Below are 21,469 nucleotides of genomic sequence, written 5' to 3'. Positions count from 1 at the left end.
CACTACTATCTATTATTACCACGGGGGGGGGTTATCAATGCTGCTTAGCTTCTTCGCGCAGCACGAATTTCTGGATCTTGCCCGTTGAGGTTTTGGGAAGTTCGCTGAAGATGACCATTTTGGGCACTTTATAGCCCGCCAAATGTTCGCGACAGTGGGCGATAATATCGGCCTCGGTGACTTCGCCGTAACCGACTTTGAGCTTCACAAACGCACAGGGCGTCTCGCCCCACTTCTCGTCAGGCTTGGCAACCACCGCTGCCTCTTCAACGGCGGGATGGCCATAAATAGCGTCCTCCACCTCAATGGTGGAGATATTTTCACCGCCGGAAATAATGATGTCCTTGGAGCGATCTTTGATCTCGATATAGCCATCCGGATGCCATACCGCTAGGTCGCCGGTGTGGTACCAGCCGCCCTCCAGCGCCTGCTCGGTGGCTTCCGGGTTCTTTAAATAGCCCTTCATAACGTTATTGCCGCGCATGAGTATCTCACCCATGGTTTGGCCATCCTTGGGCACTGGCTCCATGGTGAGCGGATCAGCCACGCACAGCGCTTCGAGCATGTGGTAGCGCACCCCCTGGCGGGCTTTAATTTTGGCTCGTGCTTCCAGCGGCAATTCATCCCACGCTTCACGCCAGGCGCACACGGTTACCGGCCCGTAGACTTCCGTCAGGCCATAAACGTGGGTTACCTCAATGCCCAGCTTCTCCACCCCGGCAATCACCGAGGCAGGCGGCGCGGCACCAGCGGTGGTGACTTTGACCGGATGATCGAACTGATGCTTATCTTCCGCAGGCAGGTTCACCAGGCCATTAAGAATAATCGGCGCCCCGCTGAAGTGAGTGACCTTCTCTTCGGCAATGAGCTGCATGATCTTTTTAGGATCGACGCGACGCAGGCAAACGTTCACCCCGGCGTTGGCGGCAATCGTCCACGGGAAGCACCAGCCGTTGCAGTGGAACATCGGCAGCGTCCATAGGTAGATCGGATGGTGGGGCATTGCCCACTCCATGATATTGCTCACCGCATTGAGGTAAGCGCCGCGGTGGTGGTAAACCACCCCTTTGGGCTTGCCGGTGGTGCCGGAGGTGTAGTTGAGCGAGATCGCATCCCACTCATCCGCAGGCAGCTGATAGGCAAAGTCAGCATCGCCCTCATTGAGCAGCGTCTCGTACTCAATCTCTCCAATGCCCTGGGTCTCGCCGAGAAACTCAATATCGGCGACATCGATGATCAGCGGCTTGTGAGTAAGTTTGGCAACGGCTTGCTGGATGACCTCGGCAAATTCTGGGTCGACAAGAATGGCTTTGGCCTCGCCGTGCTCCAGCATATAGCTGATCGCCTCAGCATCCAGGCGAATATTCAGTGTGTTCAATACGCAACCCGCCAGCGGCACGCCAAAGTGCGCCTCGAACATTGCCGGGATATTAGGCAGCATCGCCGCCACTGTCTGGCCCGGCTGAATGCCCCGCTTTTCGAGCGCAGAGGCGAGCTGGCGGCAGCGCGACCAGGTTTCACTCCAGGTGCGTCGAGTGCTGCCATGGACCACCGCCGGGTAATCGGGATAGATCGACGCCGAGCGCTCGATAAAGGTCAGCGGAGATAGCGGCACGTGGTTGGCAATGGTTTTGGGCAAGCCTTGCTCAAAGATAGCGGTCATAATCGGCTCCTGAACTTTGTTGATATTATTGAAAGCGTTCGTTTTAAGGGTTCGTTTAAAATAGTTGTTTTGATCGCTTAGAAACAATAACGCCGCCCAAAGGGGCGGCGATACTGGCTGAAGGATTAGCGTTAGTGAACCTCAAATTCGCTTAAACACTGGATACCTGCCTCAATCACCGCGCGTTGGGCGCGGCCTACCGGCAGCCATTGCGTGATGGCAAATTCGGCGCTGCGCATCTTGGCAGTATAGAAGGGATCATCGCTGCCGTTGTTCAGGGCGGCCTGGGCGCTAAGCGCCGCCTGCCCCATCTGCCAAGCACACAGCACGTGGCCCGCTAAGTTAAGGAACGGCGTAGCATAAGCCTGCACCGCATCTGCGCCTTTTTCAGGGTCACGGCCTTGTTCTAGCACAATCGCTTGAGCGGCTTTTAAATCTTCCAAACCTGCGGCCAAGCCACGGCCCAACGCTTTTAGTGCGGGGTCGACGTTTAGCTGCTCCACAGTGGTGGCAACGTCGTGAAGCAGCGCGGTGAGCGCTTCGCCGTTGTCACGCTGGAGCTTCCGCCCCGCCAAATCAAGCGCCTGAATACCGTTGGTGCCTTCATAAATGGGCGCAATGCGCGCATCGCGTAGCAGCTGCGCAGCGCCGGTCTCTTCCACGTAGCCCATCCCGCCGTGAACCTGAATCCCCATGGAGGCAATCTCCACCGCTTGATCGGTAGAGAAGCTTTTGATCACTGGAATCAAAATATCGGCGCGGGCCTGGGCAGCCTGACGGGCATCGTCACTTTCAGCTTGGCGGGCGGTATCCAGCTCGGCTGCGCAGTAGAGCGCCAGCGCACGCAGCGCATCGGTACGCGAACGCATGGAGAGCAGCATACGGCGCACGTCTAAATGATCGCTGATGCTGCATTCAGCGCCGCCACGCGTTTTGGGAGAGCGCCCCTGGCGACGCTCCAACGCATAGGCAAAGGCGTGCTGGCAGGCACGTTCGGCCACACCAATGCCCTGAATGCCGACTTTGTGGCGCGCCTCGTTCATCATGGTGAACATGTGGTTCAGGCCACGCCCCTCTTCACCAACTAAATAACCGATGGCGCCGCCGTTTTCACCAAAACTTAGGGTGCATGTCGGCGAGCCGTGAATGCCCAGCTTGTGTTCAATAGAGGCGCAGGTGACATCGTTGCGCTCGCCCAAGGAGCCATCGTCATTGACTAGGAACTTGGGCACCAAAAATAGGGAGATGCCTTTGTTGCCCTCCGGCGCATCGGGCTTACGGGCCAGTACCAGGTGGATAATGTTTTCGGCGGCGTCGTGTTCGCCCCAGGTGATATAGATCTTCTGCCCGCTGATGCGGTAGTGGTCGTTTTCAGGCACCGCGCGGGTGCGTACTTGGGAGAGATCCGACCCCGCTTGGGATTCGGTAAGGTTCATGGTGCCCGTCCAGGTGCCTTCCACCAGCTTGGGCAAGTAGGTCGCTTTGAGCGTTTCGCTACCGTGATGAGCCAGCGCTTCGATGGCACCGGCGGTTAACATGGGGCAGAGTCCCAGCGCCATGTTAGCGCCGTGGAGCATCTCCTGAACCGCACTGGCAACCACTTCGGGCAGGTTCTGACCGCCTAGCGCTTCTGATACACCGATACCGTTCCAGCCACCTTTGACATAAGCCTGGTAAGCCGCTGAGAAGCCTTCCGGCGTCGTTACGCTGCCATCGGAGTGGCGCTTGGCCCCCTGCAGATCACCACTCTTGTTTAGCGGCCCCCAGACGTCACCGGCCAGCTTTGCGGCCTCTTCGAGTACCGCCTCGACCAAATCGGGCGTGGCCTCTTCAAAGCCCGGCAAACTGAGCGAACGGTGCGCTAATAGCTCTTCGAGCACAAAGCGCAAATCGCGTACCGGTGCGGCGTAAACATTCATGGCGAACCTCGGGCTGAAAAATTAAACAATTGTTTGAAAGTGTGCCATAGATAGTAGTAACACTCTCCTGCCTACACCATTAGCCCAAGGTATCACCCGTTACCGATAACGTCTCCACGCCGTTTTATTTTCGCTCACTTGCTTGCTCTACATCATTATAATAAGTGATATGGCTCTCATCTTCTGCGGGCGGCCCTACCACCGGCTCGGCGGCGTCAACGTCCCAAACGGCATCGGAGAGATCCTCCAAGTGCTCGTGCTCCAGTGCCCCCTGCATCAACTCTTCGGTGACCACCAGCTCGGCACCTGCAGCGGTCATTGGCGTAGTCGGTGTAAAGGGCGCCACGGGCACCGGCGCTGGGCGCACGCTACGCCGCCAGGAGAAGAACATTAAGAAGAATAGACTTAGTGAGCCGAAGGCCCAGAACAGCCCTGCATCGCCCATCACGGTCATCACCGGGGAGATCATTAGCGGACTGATCGTGGCGCCAATCGAGTTAATCAGCAGCAGGCCTTGGCTCATGCGCACCAGCGCCCCTGCGGGTGCGCGGTCAGCGGCGTGACTCACCGCCACCGGATAGAGGGCGAATACCCCACCACCGAGCAAGAATAGCAGTACCGCCAACAGCGGCGTAGAGAGCGGCAACCAGAGCATCGCCGCCGAGATGAGTACACAGAAACCGCTAATGCCAATCAGCACCATCTGGCGGTCATGGCGATCCGACCAGCGGCCAATCGGGTACTGCAGCAGCATCGCACCCATAATCACTACTGCCATCATCTGCCCCACCTGGCTGACGCTCATGCCATTGCGCTGCAGATAGAGAGGTAAAAGGGTATACGCCGCGGCTACCACCATCCCGGAGCCTAAACTGCCCATCACGCCAGTAGGCGTCAGAGTGATCAGGCGAAGCGGATGCAGCGGTTCGGCCTGCTCCATAATCGGTGATACCCGGGGAATCATCGCCATCGGCAACACAGAGAGCGAAGCCAGTAGCCCAATCACCATAAAGGGCGCAGTGACGCCCATGGCGTTGGTCACACCCAGTAGCAGTTGGCCCAATACACCGGCGGCATACAGCGAAATCATATACAGCGCCAGCAGGCGGCCACGAACCTTCTGGTCGCCTGACGTTAACAGCCAGCTTTCAATGACCAGATAAACCCCAACCGTGGCCCAGCCGCCGATCAGGCGTAGTACAAACCAGGCCCAGGGGTCGAAGAACAAACCTTGCAGCAGTACCGTGACGGCCACCAAGGAGGCAAAACTACCGTAGGCGCGAATATGGCCAATGCGCAGCAGCAGGCGGTCATTCACCATTGCGCCTAAGGCTAAGCCGATAAAGTAAGCCGACGAGACAATACCGATCACCGTGGCTGACTCGCCGGCAGCATCCAAGCGCACGGTAATTAAGGTGGCAAGAAAACCGTTGCCAATCCCGAGAATGAAGAGCCCCAACAGGGGCGCAAGCGCCATGGCCAATAGTTGCCGCGACATGAAAACCTCACCTTGCCTAACATGGAGTGAAAACCAAGAGTAAAAACGCTACCAAGCGTGTTCACAGGAGCCGTTATTCAACCTGGTGCATCGAGTTAGACAGGAATATCGGCGCGCAATTATTGCCCTGAAGGGTATAAAGTCAATATTTATATAATGTTACAATTATTCACGTTAGCGTTTTATATAGAATTACCGTGTCTACACCAGGAAATTCCACTACTAAACTATTCTTTTGTGCCCACCAACGAAAGGACGTTTCACTAAAAAAGCTGATATGGGTGGGATCGCTAATATAATGCCAGCGGGCAAAAGCTTCAGGCGAAGTGACGCGCTTGGTCATTAACCCCAGATAACCACCTGGCGCGAGCTGAGCAACCAGCTGCGCAAGCACCTTGCCGGGCTGCGCCAAGTGCTCAACAACTTCGGTGGCAGTGATAAAATCAAACGTCTGGGTGAGCACCGACGTATCAGGGGAGTAAAAAGGGTCGTAAATAGCCATTGGGTGACCCTGCTCTGCGAACATCACTGATAGCGTCGGCCCTGGCCCTGAACCAAAATCGAGTCCTCGGGCGTTAGGTGCAAGCTTCGCTAACAGTGGGGTAAATAAACGCCCTAAAAAGCGCCGGTATCCCGTATCATGCGGCGAGTTTTGATGTTTATCGTATTCGGCCTTTTCTGCAGCGGCGCTCAAATGCTGCTCGGGGGGGACAAATACCAGCTCGCACGTGGCACACTGGTAGTAGTCACGACGCCGATCCCGGTGGTAGAGCGCAGTAGTGGTTTCCGCGCAGAGCGGACAGCGACGCATCATCGTATTCTCTGGCTTATCGTTACTTATTAAGGAAAGTGGCATGCTATCAGGTCTGGATCATCTTGTTGTAACCGTGACCGACATGGGTCGCGCCGTCGATTTTTACTCGCGGGTTTTGGGCTTGGATGTGCGCTATCGGGATGCTCAACGGGTCGACTTAATGCTCGGAGACACGGCGCTCCGCCTGCATCAAACCGATACTGACATTGCGCCCATTTCAGCGACGCCTACGCCCGGCAGCCTGGATTTATGCCTACGTTGCCAACTGCCGTTGGATGAGTTCAAGCAACACCTGGATGCACTGGCTGTTGAGGTAGAGCTGGGCCCCGTGGCTCGCCAAGGCGCCAATGGCCCGATTGAATCAATTTACCTGCGTGACCCGGACGGCAACCTGCTAGAGATTTGCCGCCCCGCTTCGCGCTAATGTTAAGTGTAATGAACCAAGGTATCATCGACCACTACAGCACTTAATACAGATATTTAGAAAGGAAACGTTATGCTTGATAACGAAAGTGATTCCCCACTCGAAGGCAAGGTCGTCAGCGAAGAACAGTACCCTCAGCCAGACACCACCATGGCCATGGTTATTTATGCGCTCTATCTGGCCAGTTTTATCCTTGGCTTTACATCGATTATCGGTGTGGTTATCGCCTACGTCTATAAAGGCAAAGGCCCTGCGTGGCTGGACGAGCACTACCGCTATCAGATTCGCACGTTCTGGATAGGGTTGGTTTACGGCGTTATTTTTTCGCTTTTGACTCTGATACTGATCGGTTTCCCGTTGTTGCTAGCGCTTGCGGTCTGGCTGATTATCCGCTGCGTCAAAGGCTTTAAAGGGTTACAAGAAAAACGTGCCCCTTCTAACGTAGATTCCTGGCTGTTTTAGCTATGACGCAACCAACGGATAACACCAGTGGGCGTTTTTCAAAGGCCAGTGCCATAAGCTGGCTATGGCGTCAGCTGTCACGTTGGCCGCTTGGCCTGCTATGGCGTTTTGCTTCACGGCTAGGCCCGTTGGTCTATCACTTCAGTCAACGCGAGCGCCGGGTAACGGAAGCCAATCTTAACGTCGTAAACCCGAACTCCACAGTTGACGAGCGCAAAGAACTCGCCAAACACAGCCTGAAACATTCAGCAGCCACCATGCTGGAGTTAGGGCACGCCTGGATGGCGGAACCTAACAAAGTGGAAGCAAGCATTCTAGCCGTGCACGGTCGCGACAAACTCGATAACGCCCGCAGCGAAGGTCGCGGCGTGATTGTGCTTGCACCTCACTTCGGCAACTGGGAAGTACTTAACTTTTGGCTATCGAGCCATTTTCCTTTCACCGCCATGTACGAGCCACCCCGAATTACCGCCCTCGACCCAGTGATTCGTCACGGCCGCGAGCGCATGGGGGCAAGTCTAGTGCCCACCAACCCCCGCGGCGTGGCAGCACTGCTTAAAGCGCTGAAACGCAGCGAGGCGATTGGCATACTGCCTGACCAGGAGCCCGATTGGGGCAGTGGCGTTTTCGCGCCCTTCTTTGGCCGCGATGCCTACACCGCTACCCTGCTACCGAAACTGGTCGCACGCACCCAGGCACGCGTTGTTACAGGCGTTGCACTACGTATCCCCGGCAAAGGGTTTGAAATCCATTTTTTGGATGCCGACGAGCGAGTCTATAGCGACGATGACGTGCAGTCTGCCACCGGTGTCAATGCCAGCGTCGAGAGCGCGATTGCCCTGGAACCGGCGCAGTATCAATGGGAGTACAAACGCTATCGTAAAGTGGTGCAAGAACAGCAAAAACTGGCCAACTTCCGCGACTTCCGGCTTTATTGATAAGAGCTTACTGATGACCCAGAATTCAATACCGCGTGGTGAGATACGCACACCACAGATTATTTACGCGCTTTACTTAGCAGGCATCGTCACAGCCAATATCACCCTGCTGATTGGCGTAATCATCGCCTATGTTTATCGTAAAGAAGCGGCACCCTGGCTACAGCAGCACTACCGCTACCTGATTCGCACCTTCTGGATCGGCACGCTGTATGCCTGCATCGCTTTTTTGCTCAGCATTGTGATAGTCGGCACCCTGCTGTGGCCGCTGCTAGCAGTATGGCTGGGCGTACGCTGCCTGCTCGGCTGGATTGATGTACGCAAAGGCCAGCCCCCGGCACGCCCCGCTAGCTGGCTTTGGTAAGCAGCGCGGTACTCCGCCCTTCACTCATCGCTATCACGGGCGTAAACATCATCTAAACGCTCTATATCGTCTTCGCCCAAGTAGCTTCCCGACTGCACTTCGATCAGTTCAAGGGGTATTTTGCCGGTGTTTTCCAGCCGATGTAGTGCCCCAATGGGGATATAGGTGGACTGGTTCTCGGTTACCAAGAAGCTACGTTCATCAAGTGTTACCTGGGCGGTGCCTCTCACCACTATCCAGTGTTCAGCGCGATGATGATGGCGCTGCAGGGAGAGCCGCCCACCGGGTTTAACGGTAATGTGCTTGACCTGATAACGCTCGCCGCTGTCCATCGCTTGAAAACTACCCCAAGGGCGCTGTACTTGGGGAGCCGAACAAGGCTCGCTGCGCCCCGCCTGGGCAAGCGATGCCACCAAGTGCTTCACGGCTTGCGCCTGATCACGGTGGGCCACCAATACGCTATCCGAAGTCTCCACTACTATGAGATTCTGTACACCCAGCGTCGTCACCAGGCGGTGTTCGGCAAATACCAGCGAATCCTGCGTATCGGTCAACCATGTATCACCTTTGGTGGCGTTGCCTGCCGCGTCAGGTGAAACGGTTGCCCATAGCGCATCAAAACTACCGATATCACTCCACGCAGCGGCTAAAGGCACCACGGCAGCGTGATTGCAGTGCTCCATGACTGCGTAGTCGATTGAGTCCGCTGGGCAGCGGCGAAACGCCGCTTCGCCCAAACGCAGAAAATCCAAGTCACGATGCGCACTGCTAACCGCCTCTTCGCAGGCTCCTAGCATGGTTGGCTGTAGCCGTTTTAGCTGATCTAAATAGCAGGAGGCACGCAGCAAGAACATGCCGCTATTCCATAGGTAATCGCCGCTGTCGACTAACTCGACAGCGCGCTTGGCATCGGGTTTTTCAATAAAAGCAGCAAGATGGTGGCCGCCTTTCAGCGGCGCACCACAGGCAATATAACCATAGCCTGTTTCCGGCTGCGTCGGCACAACCCCAAAGGTGACGAGGTAACCCGCTTCGGCTAATGGCGCGGCGAGTGAAACGCTGTGTTGAAACGCCTGAACATCGCCAATCACATGATCTGCCGGAAGCACTAGCAGCAGCGGATCATCTCCGGACTGGCGCGCCAGCAGCGCCGCACAGGCAATCGCCGGGGCGGTATTGCGGCCCTCTGGCTCAAGTACCAGGGTGGCGGCTTGATCCATTTCACGCAGTTGTTCGGCCATTAAAAAACGGTGGCTATGATGGCCCATCAGCATTGGCACCGCGTCGGTTAACCCGGCTAAGCGGCTTAGGGTTTGCTGGAGCAGGCTCTGGGAAGAGGTTAAGCGCAAAAACTGTTTCGGCATCTGTTCCCGAGAGAGCGGCCAGAGCCGCGTGCCGCTGCCTCCGCTTAAAATCACTGGCTGAATCATTGCTGCGTCCTTGTCATTGTCTTTGAACTAGAGGCTGACCGTGAATCAGCGATTTTCCCTGTTGCCGAGTCAGCGACTACGTCAATCGCCAACTTTCCAAAATCGGCCTGAAGCCAGTGGCGTAACTGGCTCATTCTGGGCGCATCGTTCGCCTCTTCGAGCGCAGGCAATGTGCCGGGCACAAAGCCACGCTTTATAAAGGGCGCCAATAGCTCCGGGTCGCCGCTAATAATATGCACCGGTACTGCCGCGCTGGCATCGTCGCCGGTAATCAACGGCGCGGCTTGATGGTCACCCAGCACTATCATCAGGGTATGGTCATCCACTACGCGTTCGGCCCAGCGGCCTGTGACTTTCACAGCGTAGTCCACCGACCAGGCGTAGTGATCGCGAATACGCTCAATGTCCTGCCACAACACTTCTGGCGGGTCACCGGCGTCCTCCCAAGGAGCAAAAATACCCCCATCGCCAATGGATGACCAATCATCCAAGACAGGCAGGATGGGTGTCCAGGGGGCATGGCTGGAGATTAGGGCCAATTGGGCAAACACCGGCGTCTCGCCCAGCAAGTAACGCTGGGTATAATCGAGGGTAAATTGATCCGGCATGGTTACCCAATTGAGAGCAGGCCCGGCGTAGGCGATATCTTTCGCTGCGGCAATTTCATCGAAACCGTAGGCCTCCCCTTCCGGCCACGCCAGGGTAATGGCGGGCATGACACTGAGGGTGCGCTGACCAGTGGCACGAAAATCATCGATCAAAGTGGAGTGGTCGCTGTCCAACATCAGCTGATACCACAGCTGATTGTCGATCCAGCGGCCACTAAGGGCCGTCGCGTGGGCCAGCCAGGATTGCCCACCGCGAATCGGTGATTTCAACATGCCCGATACCACGTGGAGGTCACGCGCTGCTAACCGCTGCTGCATATCGGCCAGAGTGGGCTGCAGGACGCTTGCATAACGCGGATCCTCCAGTGCAGAGATACCGTAAGACTCAATAAAGGTGAGAAGTACATTGTGCCCTTCAAGTCCCGGTAGCGACCGGGCTTCCAGCGGCGCGGCTTCCAATTGGTCGGTAAAAGCCAGACGAGCGGCATGGGTATCGGTAATTTGCTGCCACTGAAAACGCGTGGTGTTCACCATTGGCAAGCGCGCGCTATCCACCAGTCGCACACCATTGAGTTCAAGCGCGGCGCTAGTGGTGGCAACGGCCATCAGCATTAATGCGACCGCTCCGGGCAGACGCTTAACAGAGTAGGTGACGGGTGGCAGCAGCAGGCGCGCTAAACCCACGGTGATAGTGACTAACACGGCGGCCCCCGCCAGCATTGCGCAAACGGCCAGCAGTTGGCCTACATTACCTACTAGCAGGTGATAAATTGAGCGCAGCAAGGGTACATCAAGGTAGAGATTGAGTGGTCGGGCAAAGGCCATTTGGGTGGCGGCAGTACCTAGATTCGCAGCGGTTGCCAGCATGACCCAGCTAACAAACCCGACCCCCACTATGCGGCGCGCTTGGCTGGCAGGAAGCAGCAGCATAAGTGGCGCCATGATCAGCGCCTCCCAGGCAAGCAAATACGCGCTGATCTCGCCAAAGCGCCACCACAACGGCGCGATGAGTAAGAAATTCAGCATTAAAATCATGAGTAATAATCGACTCATCGCATCCTCATAGGTGCCTGCTTTAGTTTACAGTGTCAAAGGTACAACCCGTCAGCGCCCAGCCTCCAAAAGAGGCTGCACCCAATCACAAGACAAGAGAGCAAGGAATAAGGCTGCTGAAACACACAATAATCATGTACTGTAATATTTTATCGTATAGTTATTGTGTAAACATTTCACGCTTTGCTTGGCATAAGGCTATGCGTTTTGCAGGCCTTCACCGGAAAGGATTTCGCCTATGTATTGTAACCCTGTTGGTAGGTGGCAAGTTGGTAGGTGGCAGGCTGGTAAGTGGATGGTGTTAATCGGCTGTACGTTTGCCCTACCGGCGTTTGCCGAAGACGATAGACACTTTAGCGCCGTCATTGAACGCGCCCAACAGCTTGCAGAAGAGGCCTATCAGGCTCCCGAAGAGACATTGCCCGCGGTATTGCGTGAGCTTGATTACGATACCTATCGGCAAATTCGCTTTGATCCCGCCCAAGCCTATTGGAAGGACGAGAGCCCTTTTAGCCTACAGCTTTTTCACAGCGGTTTTATCTTTCAAACCCCGATTGCGCTGAATGTCATTGAAAACGACACGGTCACCCCCCTGCCTTTTTCGGCAGAGGATTACTCCTACGATGGCAATGCCGAAAAGCTTAAAGAGCACGATTTATCCGCTAGCGACCACGCCGGATTTCGTCTTCACTACCCTCTTAACAGCGATGACTACGACGACGAATTTGCCGTTTTTCTCGGTGCTAGCTATTTCCGCCTAGTCGGACGCGATCAGGCTTACGGGCTCTCCACCCGAGGTCTGGCGATCGATACGGCCTCTTCTGAAGGCGAAGAGTTCCCGGCATTTCGCGAGTTTTGGCTCTATAAACCCGACGCTGATGGCGAACAGATTGAGCTATTGGCGTTAATGGATGGCCCCTCGGTCAGCGGTGCCTATCGGTTTATCATCCAGCCGGGTGAAAATACCCAGGTAGAGGTCGAAGCGGAGCTGTTTGCTCGCGAAGATATTGCCAAGCTGGGCGTCGCCCCGCTCACCAGCATGTTCACTTACGGTGAGGCAAGCCGCGAGCGGCCGGACGATTTTCGCCCCCAGGTGCACGACTCCGACGGCCTGTTGATGCATACCGGCAGCGGCGAGTGGATCTGGCGCCCGCTGAATAACCCATCTCACGTGCGTACCTCTGCCTTTATAGACGACTCTCCCCAAGGCTTTGGGTTAATGCAGCGGGAGCGTGACTTTAACCGCTACCTGGATACCGAAGCCCAGTACCACCGCCGCCCCAGCCAGTGGGTTGTCCCGCTAGATGAGTGGGGGCCGGGCCGAGTAGAGCTTGTCGAAATCCCTACCCCCGATGAGACTCACGACAATATTGTCGCCTACTGGGTGGCGGACGATACGCTGGGCGCCGGCGAATCCCGGCGCTTGCACTACCTTACCCACACGCTGAATAGCCAGCCAGACGCACACAACCTTGGCCGTGCCATTCGCACTCGCCATGGCAGCGCGGCCGTGCCGGGGCAAGCGGATTCTCCCTCGCAAGATCAGCGTCAATTTATCGTCGACTTTCAGGGTGGCGCCTTAGACAACATCGACGCCGACCAGCCCGTCGAGCTCGATATCAGCACCCAAAACGGCAAAGTACTACTACCTCAGGTCACCGCGCTGCCCAACAATGGCTGGCGGGCGAGTTTCCGCCTGCCCGCTAGCGATCAACCCAGCGATGTTCGCCTAAGGCTAACCTTAGACGGCGAACTGGTTAGCGAAACCTGGAATTACGTGTGGTATCCCGATGCCGAATAATGCTGATAAAGCAAACTACTTTACGCCAGCGTCAGGGCAGACCAACTAATGCGTCGCATGGCGCTACAACGACTGCGTAGCGCGGGTGGGCTAGCCCGCTCGCTGTTTATTTATTGGCGACCGGGGCGTCAACGCGGGCTCCAGCGCCTGTATCAGCCATTTATCCAACCCGGTACCGTTGCCTTTGATATTGGTGCGCACTTAGGCGACCGCAGCGCGGCTTTTCATGCACTCGGCGCCAAGGTGGTGGCGCTAGAGCCCCAGCCCGACCTTGCCAAGTGGTTTAAGCGCCTGGTGAAGCCGCCGACCATCACCCTGTTACCGATGGCTGCAGGCCCGACGAAGGGCTTTGCCGAGATTGCGATTAGCCCCAGCAACCCGACGCTTGCCACGCTTGCCACTGAGTGGCGAGAGCAGATAGGCGAACGCAACGCAGGCTTTAGCCAGGTACGCTGGGAGCAACGGTTACGGGTGGCGGTGACCACGCTGGATACGTTAATCGAAGAGTATGGCGAACCGAGCTTTATCAAAATCGACGTCGAGGGCTTTGAGGCGGAGGTGCTGGCGGGGCTAAGCTCGCCGGTGCCCGCGCTTTCGGTGGAGTTTGTTAGCGGTACGTTAGAGGTTAGTCACGCCTGCGTGAGCCATCTAAGCCGCCTTGGCGAATACCGTTATAATGTGGTGGTTGGTGAGCAGCGACATTTCCGCTGGGCCGAGTGGCAAACGCCGCAGGCGGTTAGCGAGTGGTTAAATGCCGGGGCCGAAGAATTGCCATCTGGCGATATTTACGCCTGCCGCTCAGACCATCCGCTACTGCTGAGTTCACTTTGATTTTTTTGAATATTCTAATAGGCACGTCACGCAATGATTCACCACTGGCAAACCCTCACCGCTCCGCAGTTAGCCGAGTTCGCTCAGCACGACCCGGTAGCGGTACTGGTACTCGGGGCGATTGAACAGCACGGCACTCACCTCCCTTTAGCCACCGACCTCACCATTGGCGAAGGTCTCCAGGCCGCTTTGCTGGATCAACTAGATCCCTCACTTAACGTGATCTGCCTACCGCCAATTGCGGTAGGCGCCAGCGATGAGCACGCCAGCTTCCCCGGCACGCTCAGCCTACCCGCTCCACTGGCTATTGCCACCCTAGAAGCCTATGGCGACAGCTTAGCCCGCGCAGGCATTCGTCGCCTGGTGCTGCTTAACAGCCACGGCGGCAATAAGGCGGTGATGGATTTGGCAGGGGTAACCCTGCGGCGGCGGCATGGCATGCGGGTAGTCAAAGCCACCTATACCCGGTTGCCGCCTTTAGATGGCGCGATTGGCTTTGAAGAGTTGCGCTACGGGTTACACGGCGGGTTACTCGAAACCGCGATGATGCGCTATTTGGCGCCAGCGCTGGTGCAGTTGGACGGCTACCAGGCCACCCCACCTGCAGCGCCCCAAGGCGATGCATTGGTGAGCCCAGAAGGTGCTGCAGCCTTTGCATGGTTAGCGGAGGACTTAAGCGCTCAAGGGGTCGCAGGCGATGCCAGCCACGCCAGCGCTGAGTTAGGCGAACAGCTGGTTAAACACTACGCCCGCCAACTGGCGGCAGTGGTGACCGAAACCGCTCACCTGCCGCCGCTAACCCACAATTGAGAGCCCCGACCTGACCGCTTAGTACGGTTTAGCGCTGGCCGCTTAATACGTCTTCCAACAAGTGCCCACCCCGGGTTGCCTTGGCATTAAGGTAGCGCTGGTTATGGTCGGTAACGCTGCCGTACAGCGCCTGACGTGATACCACTTCGATTCCACCCTGGCGCAACGCTTCCATCTTCAAGGGGTTGTTGGTCAGCAGTTGCACCTGGTCGATGTTGAGCGCATTGAGCATATCCACAGCCACCGCATACTGGCGCTCATCGTCACCAAAACCGAGGACCTGATCCGCATCCACGGTATCCAGTCCACCATCCTGCAAAGTGTAGGCGCGCAGCTTATTGGCCAAGCCAATGCCCCGGCCCTCTTGCGCCAAGTAGAGCAGCACGCCGCCGCCCATGGCTTGAATATCTGCCACGGCGTTGCGCAGCTGTTCGCCGCAGTCGCAACGCAGGCTGCCGAAAAGGTCGCCGGTTAAACACGCCGAGTGCAGGCGCAATGGGACTGCGCCTTCCCAGCGCTCCGGCTTACCAATCACCACAGCAACGTGCTCGCGTAAGCCATCCGGCTCCCGGAAGAGCACAAAGCGGCTGTCAGCGGCATCCTCAAGGGGAATATTCGCTTCACTCACCCGTTTGAGCATACCCGGCGCCCCGGCAAGACACTGTTCAGCATCTTTAGCGGTGACTTCCAGCAGCCGCCCTTCTGCCAGCTGCTGCTCAATATCCGCTGCGGACTCTTCACTAACAAAGGCGCAGAGCGCAGCGGGGATTAGCAAGGCGCGGCGCATCAAGGTAACCGCGCCTAGTTCGGCTAAACCTGCTGGCTTTAAGCCGCTTAGCAGCCCACTAGCAGGCTTGGAAAGCATTTCCTCTGTGGCCAGCGTATGCAGCTGGCTGGTGGTAATGGGGGGCATTAGCGGCAAGCTGCCAGCCTCGGCAGTTAAGTGCTTGCCCAGCGCGGCTAGGCGGTGACGGGTAAGCACCAGCAAAGGCCGCTCGCCCGCCAACTGCGCGAGCGCTTCCACTGACTCGCTGCCTTCCAGCGCCTGCACTAGCAAACGTTTCTCACCGGCATTCACCACCACTGGCAATCCACGACGGATATCGAAAATAGCTCGTTCAATCTGGTACATGTAGGCCTCCTGGCTTCCTTACGAGGGGGATGGTGCACGCTTGCACTGAGTTGTTTGCTCTCAACTGCACGACTTCTTGCTCTGAACAACTTGCTCTCAACTGACCAGAGCCCGCATGATAGAGCGGTTTTTTTAGCACGGAGGCGTCATGCCCGAATCCCATATCAACGTTATTGCGCTGGACGATGCCTGGGAATGGCTGCTGGCGTTGCTTCATCAGCGCTCTTGCGATGTGGCGATCACCGTGACGCCAAACGGCGAGTGGCAAACGGACAAAACGGTCGCCGCTGAGGCGCGTGAACTGCTCGATTGCCTGACCCCGCTGGCCAGCCGACCGGCGTGGGTGGTGGCTCAACTGGGGCAGAGCCTGGATGGCCGCATTGCCACAGAAAGTGGTCATTCTCACTACATCAACGGTCATGAAAGTTTGGTTCACCTGCACCGCCTGCGCGCCATGGTCGACGCGGTGGTCGTCGGCGCGGGAACCGCCAGCGCCGATAATCCGCAGTTGACCGTGCGCCACGTCAGCGGCACTAACCCGACGCGGGTGGTGCTGGATCCGCGAGGCCGCATTCCCAACGACTTGGCGCTGCTGAATACCGATAGCGCCCCGACGCTGCATATAATGGGGTCTGCCGTGGGGACTGAGTCGAAGGCGACGACGAGCTTGGCCCACGTTGAACGTTGCGTGTTGCCGCTGAATGCCAACGGGCAGTTCAACCCCAGCGATGTTGTCGCCCTGCTGGCCAATAAAGGCCTGACGCGGGTACTGGTAGAGGGCGGAGGTATTACGGTGTCTCAGTTTATCGAAGCGGGTGCCGTTGACCGGCTGCACCTGCTGGTCGCCCCGCTGCTGATCGGTTCCGGCAGGCCAGGACTTAAGATGACGCCCATCGAGACGCTTGAGAGTGCGCTGCGCCCGCCCACGCGAACCTTCCGCTGCGGCGACGACACGCTGTTCGACCTGCGGCTGCGGGATACTACCGCCTGAGGGATGAGCCTTTTTACGATGGCTCATCGCCACCCACATACCTGGTAGACTCGCCAGCAATACCAGCACACCGTAAGCCAACGACACCGCTACTCCTTGGGCAGACGGCAAGCCAACCAGCGCCCAGACACCGGCGGCGGCGCCTTCGCGAAGCCCCCAACCGGCCACCGAAAACGGAATCAGCATGGCCAGTAGCAGTACCGGTGTCAGTGCAAGCACTTCCAGCGCCGGTAGTTCTACGCCAATCGCCCGGGCCGCACAGACCATTACCAGACCATAGCTCAGCACAATCACTAGCGAAGACAGCAACTGCTGAGGCCATACGCCGCGCCGCAACAAGCCACGCTTTACATCACGAGCCAGGGCCTGGCACCAGTCCGGCAGCCTTGCCAACCAATGACTAAAACGTTGACGCAGCAACAGGCCACTGACGATGACCAGCGCAAGACCGGCCATCACGCTTAAGCCCACCGCTGTGATCACTACTCCACCCAGCGCGGTATGCCAGAGCGGCGATAACAGCAGCGCCGTTAGCGTTAGCAGCACCACGGCTACCTGCCCCGAGGCGCGCTCAATAATCACCGCTCGCCACGCGCGGCCCCTAGACTGCGCTTGCGTGGCATGGCGGTGCGCCCGCCCAGCGTCGCCCAATACACCGCCCGGCAGGATTTGATTGACCAGCAGAGCCAAGTAGTACTCACGCAGGGCGTAAGCAAACCGCAGCGGCACATCGATAAGTCCGGCGGTAAACTGCCAGCGCCAGGCGCAAAGCATAATCTGTAGCGTGCTGATGGCTAAGGCCAGCACGACCCATCCAGCGGAGAAGCGCTGCACCTCTGCCACGATAGCCTGAGGCTCAACCCACAGCGCCACCGCACCCAGCAACGCCATGCTAACCACCACGCGTCTAAGCCATGGGCTTTGCAAGCCTATGCTTTTAGTACAAGCACCTAGCCGAGTGAATATCCCTTGAACAGGCCCCATAGGCTTAGGCCTCTTGCCTGGGGTTTGCAAACTGGGGCTTGGCAAACTGGGGCGTGGCAAACAGGTCGCGATGCCCCACCCAAATACCCAGTTCGCCATTGGCCACCGCTTGCTGGCGCTGCTGCAGCCAGGTGGCAATGCGCGCCGCCGCTTCCGGGGCTTGCTCGGTGGCGGCTTCGGCCCAGCCCTCAAGCAGTGCCATCATCAGCGGCTGCTGAGTATGGTTGCCAGCGGCAAGCTGCCAAGGCGTTTCGGCTTGCTCGACGCGGTAATCAGCGCCCTCTAACGCGGCGACTAACGCCTGGTGGGCCAGACCGCCTAACGCATCGCCCAAGCCTTTATCGCGCTGCTGATGGGCAATAAACATCGCCAGCAGCCAGTGGTCTTCGTCATCCAGCACCGGCGCGCCTTGAGGGTCAATAAAGTGCCATTCCCCGGTCACGCTAAGCGCTATCAGCAGCGCTTGCTGCTGCCCAGCAATATGGGTCACCAAGGCGTCAATCCACTGCTGGGAGACCAGGTCCAGCAGTGCCGATGCGGTCACCAAATGCGCATCGTCGAGCGGCACATCGGCAAGTGGCTCCAGCGATACGCAGTGGGTCTCAACGGCCACGGGCTGCCCTTGGCTATCGCTTAGGCCAGCGGCGCGCTGGCGCGCCTGAGCTAACAAAACGGCATCATGATCGATCAGCTTCCAGCGCTGGTGGCCGCTCAGGCGTGGCGCTAAAAAGCGCATATTACTGCCCCGGCCACAGCCAAGATCCGCTATCAACGGCGTTGGGGCGCGCGCGCTCAACCACTCAGCGGCAAACCCGGCAAGGCGCTGGCTGCGCGAATCGACATCAGCTGCCTCACGCAGCGTCAGCCAGTCGGACTCAAACTGGCTCCCCGCTCGCAGGTTCGGGGAATTGGCTGGTGAGTCCGTTTTGGAACGACTTGATCGATTGGCTGGCGCAGTTAACGCCGCTGCAAAATTAGCTCCGGCTTCCTGCCAGTCGCTTAACCCATCGCGGGCCTGGGCAGCTCCCTGGCGCAGTTGGTGGCGCAGCTCGTCGTCATGACAAAAACGGCTCAAAGCGTCTTGAAGCGCGTCGACATCACCAGGTTCAACGCCTAACCCGGCACCTGTAGGCAAGGTATCGCGCAGCGCACCGCCGGTGGTGGTAATCACCGGCAGGCCGTGGGCCAAGGCTTCGGTGACCACCATGCCGTAGCCTTCATACCAGGAGGGCAGCACTAGCGCGTGAGCGCTGCGATAAGCCGCTTCAAGCGTCTCGCTATCGCACTCGCCGTGAAGCTGCACGGCGCTTTGCAAGCCGTTCTGATCGATCAATTGCTGCACGCGCTGGGTGAAAGCGGTATCTCGTGCGCCACCGTAGCAGTCGCACTGCCATTGATTCCCGGCAACGCCCGACAACGCTTGAACAAGAATATCCTGTCCTTTGCGCGGCGTTAGCGTTGCCACACATAGCAACCGTAGTGGCTCGCCAGGCTCTGCTGCAGGGCTGATCGGCGCCTGGGCAACGCCCGGCTCAACCACGGTGACACTGGTATTGAGTGGCATGGAGTAGTGGTCTGCCAGCTCCGGTAAGCGCCGGGCGGTAAAATGGCTGGTGACGATAATCCGCGCCACGGGGGCAAGCGCGGTTAACTCACTGCGATGAAAGCGCTGCTGATCGGCCTCGCCAAGGCCCAGCTCATCGCCTAGGGGGTGGTGTAGCAACGCTGTGATTTCCAGCCGCTGGGCATGTTGAGCAACCACCTCGGGCAGCGCCCCCATGGCTAGGCCATCAATCACCACCGACGCCTGATCGGGAAGCGACTCAAGGGCCTGCGTGAGCGCTTCTGCCGCCTCGGCATCCGCATCAGGAAACGTGCCTGCCAAGCCGACGACGTCAATTTCCCATCCATGGTCACGCAGGGACGAGACAATCTGGGCATCATAGATATAGCCGCCGGTACGCTGAGCTGGGTCACCGGCAACGATCAAGGTAAACCGCTTACTCATAGCGCGCCTTCGTAGCTTGCCCAGGCCACATGGGATTCATGCAGCTTGATCTCCATATGGGTAATTCCCTTGGCGGTGATACCCATTTTGCCTTCACCAATCGCTTTGGCGAGCTGGTCAAAGATCACCTTGGCCATAAACTCGGTAGTCGTGTTTTTACCCGCAAATTCAGGCACTTCATCCAGATTGCTGAAGTTGTAGTCAGCCAGTACCGATTTCACTGTTTCGCTGGCAAGGCCGATATCGATCACTAGGCCATCCTCATCCAGTTCAGGGCGCTGAAAGACCACATCGACCACATAGGTAGCGCCGTGGGTACGCTGGGCAGGGCCAAATATCTCGCCATTAAAACTGTGGGCGATCATAAAGTGGTCACGGACACATAAACGGAACATAGAGACTCCAAATGATAGGTAAATGGGTTATGGGGAGTAGCTCAGGCGGTGGCAAAGCTCAACACTGCCGCGGCCGAACAGCTTAGGGGCAAGCGTGGGCAACTGGGCAAAGTCACTTTCCCCGCTGATCAGTGCATCCAAGCGCTCGTCCACCAGCAGGCTCAACGCTAGCCTAAGGCGGCGCTGATAGTCCCAGCGGGGGCGTAGTTTCGGCGACAGTTGGCCTACTTGGCTGGCCTTGAGCGTCAGCCGCTGGGAGTGAAAAGCCCCCCCCAACGGAATTGCGACATCCCCCTCGCCAAACCAGCTCATTTCGATAATGCGCCCTTCACTGCCGACTAACTCAAGGGCATGACGTAAACCCGCTGATTGGCCGCTGGCATGGATCACGCAATCTTGGTCATAAGTAGCTTTTTCGGGAGTGCAGAATGCCACGCCCAACTGCTCGGCCAGTTGGCGACGCTCTGGGTTGATATCGACCAACTGGACGGTAACGCCGGGCACCTGGGCACATAGATACGCCACCAAAGCGCCCACCACGCCTGCGCCAATCACACTGATTCGCTCACCCAGCATCGGTTCGGCGTCCCACACGCCGTTAATGGCGGTTTCCATATTGGCCGCCAATACGGCGCGTTTGGCAGGTACGTTGGCGGGCACTTCAAGCACTGCCGAAGCAGGCACGATGTAATGGTCCTGGTGGGGAAACAGGCAAAAAATGGTTTTATTTAACAGCGCGTCTGGCCCTTGTTCTACGCGGCCAACGTTGCAGTAACCGTACTTGACCGGCGCTGGGAACTCACCCGACTGAAAGGGGGCTCGCATGCGTGAAAATTCGCTTTCGGGTACGCGACCATTAAACACCAGCGATTCGGTGCCGCGGCTGATACCGCTGTACAAGGTGCGTACGAGCACCTCATCCTGCGCGGGGGGACTAAGCTGTTCACACCGCAGTTCACCTTGTGCTGGGTTGGTTACCCAGAAGGCGGTGGCCGAGGTTTTTGTGGCAACATAGCGGTTTCTGCCAACATCGTCAGGCGCCGACATGAGCGTTCCTTTTCGTTACGAGCCCCAATAACCCGGGCTCTTTTTCATTCCGTTGAAAGTGGAGTGGCACCACTGAGCTGCAAGTTAAGACTAAGTTACACGTTGTATGCCGTGGCCCCTTACCATAATGGAGGGCCACATACCGGGTGACTCCATGCAGAACAGTTTTCAATGGCTCACCTCCTTCAGCGTAGCGGGTGAAAAGAAAATATTCGATTAACCATTTGTAACAGATGAAACTAACCCATCTATTTTCTTGATCATATGGACAACCCTACCTTCTTCTACAAGAATGGT

Annotated in this window: 18 protein-coding genes and 1 pseudogene; 8 read left to right on the top strand and 11 right to left on the bottom strand. The window is 57.5% G+C overall.

The genetic code is table 11. The annotated features are described in order from the left end of the window. Window positions 1-34 precede the first annotated feature (34 nt). The 4 genes from QHL1GM_RS17760 to QHL1GM_RS17745 all read right to left on the bottom strand — a co-directional run bounded on the left by QHL1GM_RS17760 (window position 35) and on the right by QHL1GM_RS17745 (window position 5,894). On the bottom strand, window positions 35-1,663 hold the full coding sequence (locus QHL1GM_RS17760) for an acyl-CoA synthetase (protein WP_071696045.1): 1,629 nt from the start codon (window positions 1,661-1,663) through the stop codon (window positions 35-37). Window positions 1,664-1,794: 131 nt separating this feature from the next. Continuing rightward, a complete protein-coding gene (locus QHL1GM_RS17755; protein WP_071695662.1) occupies window positions 1,795-3,582 on the bottom strand; it encodes an acyl-CoA dehydrogenase in 1,788 nt (595 codons plus the stop codon). Between the two features lie 124 nt (window positions 3,583-3,706). Continuing rightward, on the bottom strand, window positions 3,707-5,080 hold the full coding sequence (locus tag QHL1GM_RS17750; RefSeq protein ID WP_071695661.1) for an MFS transporter: 1,374 nt from the start codon (window positions 5,078-5,080) through the stop codon (window positions 3,707-3,709). A gap of 169 nt (window positions 5,081-5,249) precedes the next feature. Beyond that, on the bottom strand, window positions 5,250-5,894 hold the full coding sequence (locus tag QHL1GM_RS17745) for a class I SAM-dependent methyltransferase (RefSeq protein ID WP_071695660.1): 645 nt from the start codon (window positions 5,892-5,894) through the stop codon (window positions 5,250-5,252). A 40-nt stretch (window positions 5,895-5,934) separates the two neighbouring features. On the opposite strand from QHL1GM_RS17745, the gene QHL1GM_RS17740 reads away from it, so the two are divergent. The 4 genes from QHL1GM_RS17740 (at window position 5,935) to QHL1GM_RS17725 (ending at window position 8,082) form a co-directional block, all read left to right on the top strand. Beyond that, window positions 5,935-6,318 carry a VOC family protein gene (locus QHL1GM_RS17740; protein WP_071695659.1) on the top strand — a complete coding sequence of 128 codons (384 nt, stop codon included), beginning with the start codon at window positions 5,935-5,937 and terminating at the stop codon, window positions 6,316-6,318. 72 nt (window positions 6,319-6,390) lie between these two features. Beyond that, entirely contained in the window at window positions 6,391-6,780 is a 390-nt protein-coding gene (locus tag QHL1GM_RS17735) for a DUF4870 domain-containing protein (protein WP_071695658.1), read from the top strand. A 2-nt stretch (window positions 6,781-6,782) separates the two neighbouring features. Next, on the top strand, window positions 6,783-7,718 hold the full coding sequence (locus tag QHL1GM_RS17730; RefSeq protein ID WP_071695657.1) for a lysophospholipid acyltransferase family protein: 936 nt from the start codon (window positions 6,783-6,785) through the stop codon (window positions 7,716-7,718). Window positions 7,719-7,731: 13 nt separating this feature from the next. Further along, complete coding sequence (locus QHL1GM_RS17725; RefSeq protein ID WP_071695656.1) at window positions 7,732-8,082, top strand: DUF4870 domain-containing protein; 351 nt, start codon at window positions 7,732-7,734, stop codon at window positions 8,080-8,082. A 20-nt stretch (window positions 8,083-8,102) separates the two neighbouring features. Here QHL1GM_RS17725 and QHL1GM_RS17720 read toward each other — a convergent pair whose 3' ends face one another. Both QHL1GM_RS17720 and QHL1GM_RS17715 read right to left on the bottom strand, forming a co-directional pair. Then, the gene (locus tag QHL1GM_RS17720; protein ID WP_071695655.1) at window positions 8,103-9,512 is read right to left on the bottom strand and encodes a mannose-1-phosphate guanylyltransferase/mannose-6-phosphate isomerase; all 1,410 of its coding nucleotides are present in this window, start codon (window positions 9,510-9,512) and stop codon (window positions 8,103-8,105) included. Next, window positions 9,509-11,173, bottom strand: coding sequence for an alkaline phosphatase (locus tag QHL1GM_RS17715; RefSeq protein WP_071695654.1), 1,665 nt, complete (start codon window positions 11,171-11,173; stop codon window positions 9,509-9,511). Before QHL1GM_RS17715 ends, QHL1GM_RS17720 begins: the two co-directional genes overlap by 4 nt. A gap of 295 nt (window positions 11,174-11,468) precedes the next feature. Between QHL1GM_RS17715 and QHL1GM_RS17710 the strand changes: the two genes are divergently transcribed. Genes QHL1GM_RS17710 through QHL1GM_RS17700 form a run of 3 tightly spaced genes read left to right on the top strand, consistent with a single transcriptional unit; the run spans window position 11,469 to window position 14,615 of the window. Continuing rightward, complete coding sequence (locus QHL1GM_RS17710) at window positions 11,469-12,974, top strand: glucan biosynthesis protein (RefSeq protein ID WP_071695653.1); 1,506 nt, start codon at window positions 11,469-11,471, stop codon at window positions 12,972-12,974. Window positions 12,975-13,022: 48 nt separating this feature from the next. Next, entirely contained in the window at window positions 13,023-13,805 is a 783-nt protein-coding gene (locus QHL1GM_RS17705) for an FkbM family methyltransferase (protein WP_071695652.1), read from the top strand. A gap of 33 nt (window positions 13,806-13,838) precedes the next feature. Continuing rightward, entirely contained in the window at window positions 13,839-14,615 is a 777-nt protein-coding gene (locus QHL1GM_RS17700; protein ID WP_071695651.1) for a creatininase family protein, read from the top strand. A gap of 28 nt (window positions 14,616-14,643) precedes the next feature. On the opposite strand, the gene ribA is transcribed toward QHL1GM_RS17700, so the two are convergent. Beyond that, the gene (gene ribA, locus QHL1GM_RS17695) at window positions 14,644-15,747 is read right to left on the bottom strand and encodes a GTP cyclohydrolase II RibA (RefSeq protein WP_071695650.1); all 1,104 of its coding nucleotides are present in this window, start codon (window positions 15,745-15,747) and stop codon (window positions 14,644-14,646) included. A gap of 148 nt (window positions 15,748-15,895) precedes the next feature. Here ribA and QHL1GM_RS17690 point away from each other — a divergent pair, with 148 nt between their 5' ends. Then, window positions 15,896-16,738 carry a RibD family protein gene (locus QHL1GM_RS17690; protein ID WP_071696044.1) on the top strand — a complete coding sequence of 281 codons (843 nt, stop codon included), beginning with the start codon at window positions 15,896-15,898 and terminating at the stop codon, window positions 16,736-16,738. A 57-nt stretch (window positions 16,739-16,795) separates the two neighbouring features. Here the strand turns inward: QHL1GM_RS17690 and QHL1GM_RS19770 are convergent. From QHL1GM_RS19770 to QHL1GM_RS17670, 4 genes and pseudogenes are all read right to left on the bottom strand, one after another. Next, a pseudogene (locus QHL1GM_RS19770) lies at window positions 16,796-17,629 on the bottom strand (YbhN family protein); the annotation flags it as partial. A 97-nt stretch (window positions 17,630-17,726) separates the two neighbouring features. Then, window positions 17,727-19,730, bottom strand: coding sequence for a glycosyltransferase (locus QHL1GM_RS17680; RefSeq protein WP_071695649.1), 2,004 nt, complete (start codon window positions 19,728-19,730; stop codon window positions 17,727-17,729). After that, window positions 19,727-20,125: a 6-carboxytetrahydropterin synthase gene (locus QHL1GM_RS17675; protein ID WP_064234589.1), complete on the bottom strand. Its 399-nt coding sequence runs from the start codon at window positions 20,123-20,125 to the stop codon at window positions 19,727-19,729. Before QHL1GM_RS17675 ends, QHL1GM_RS17680 begins: the two co-directional genes overlap by 4 nt. Before the next feature lie 27 nt (window positions 20,126-20,152). Beyond that, entirely contained in the window at window positions 20,153-21,172 is a 1,020-nt protein-coding gene (locus QHL1GM_RS17670; RefSeq protein ID WP_071695648.1) for a zinc-binding alcohol dehydrogenase, read from the bottom strand. Window positions 21,173-21,469 lie beyond the last annotated feature (297 nt).

Origin of the sequence: Halomonas sp. QHL1, from assembly GCF_001882345.1 — a bacterium.
Lineage (GTDB): Bacteria > Pseudomonadota > Gammaproteobacteria > Pseudomonadales > Halomonadaceae > Vreelandella.
The sequence above is the reverse complement of the archived record's forward strand: the minus strand, read 5'-3'. Positions and strand labels throughout refer to the sequence as shown.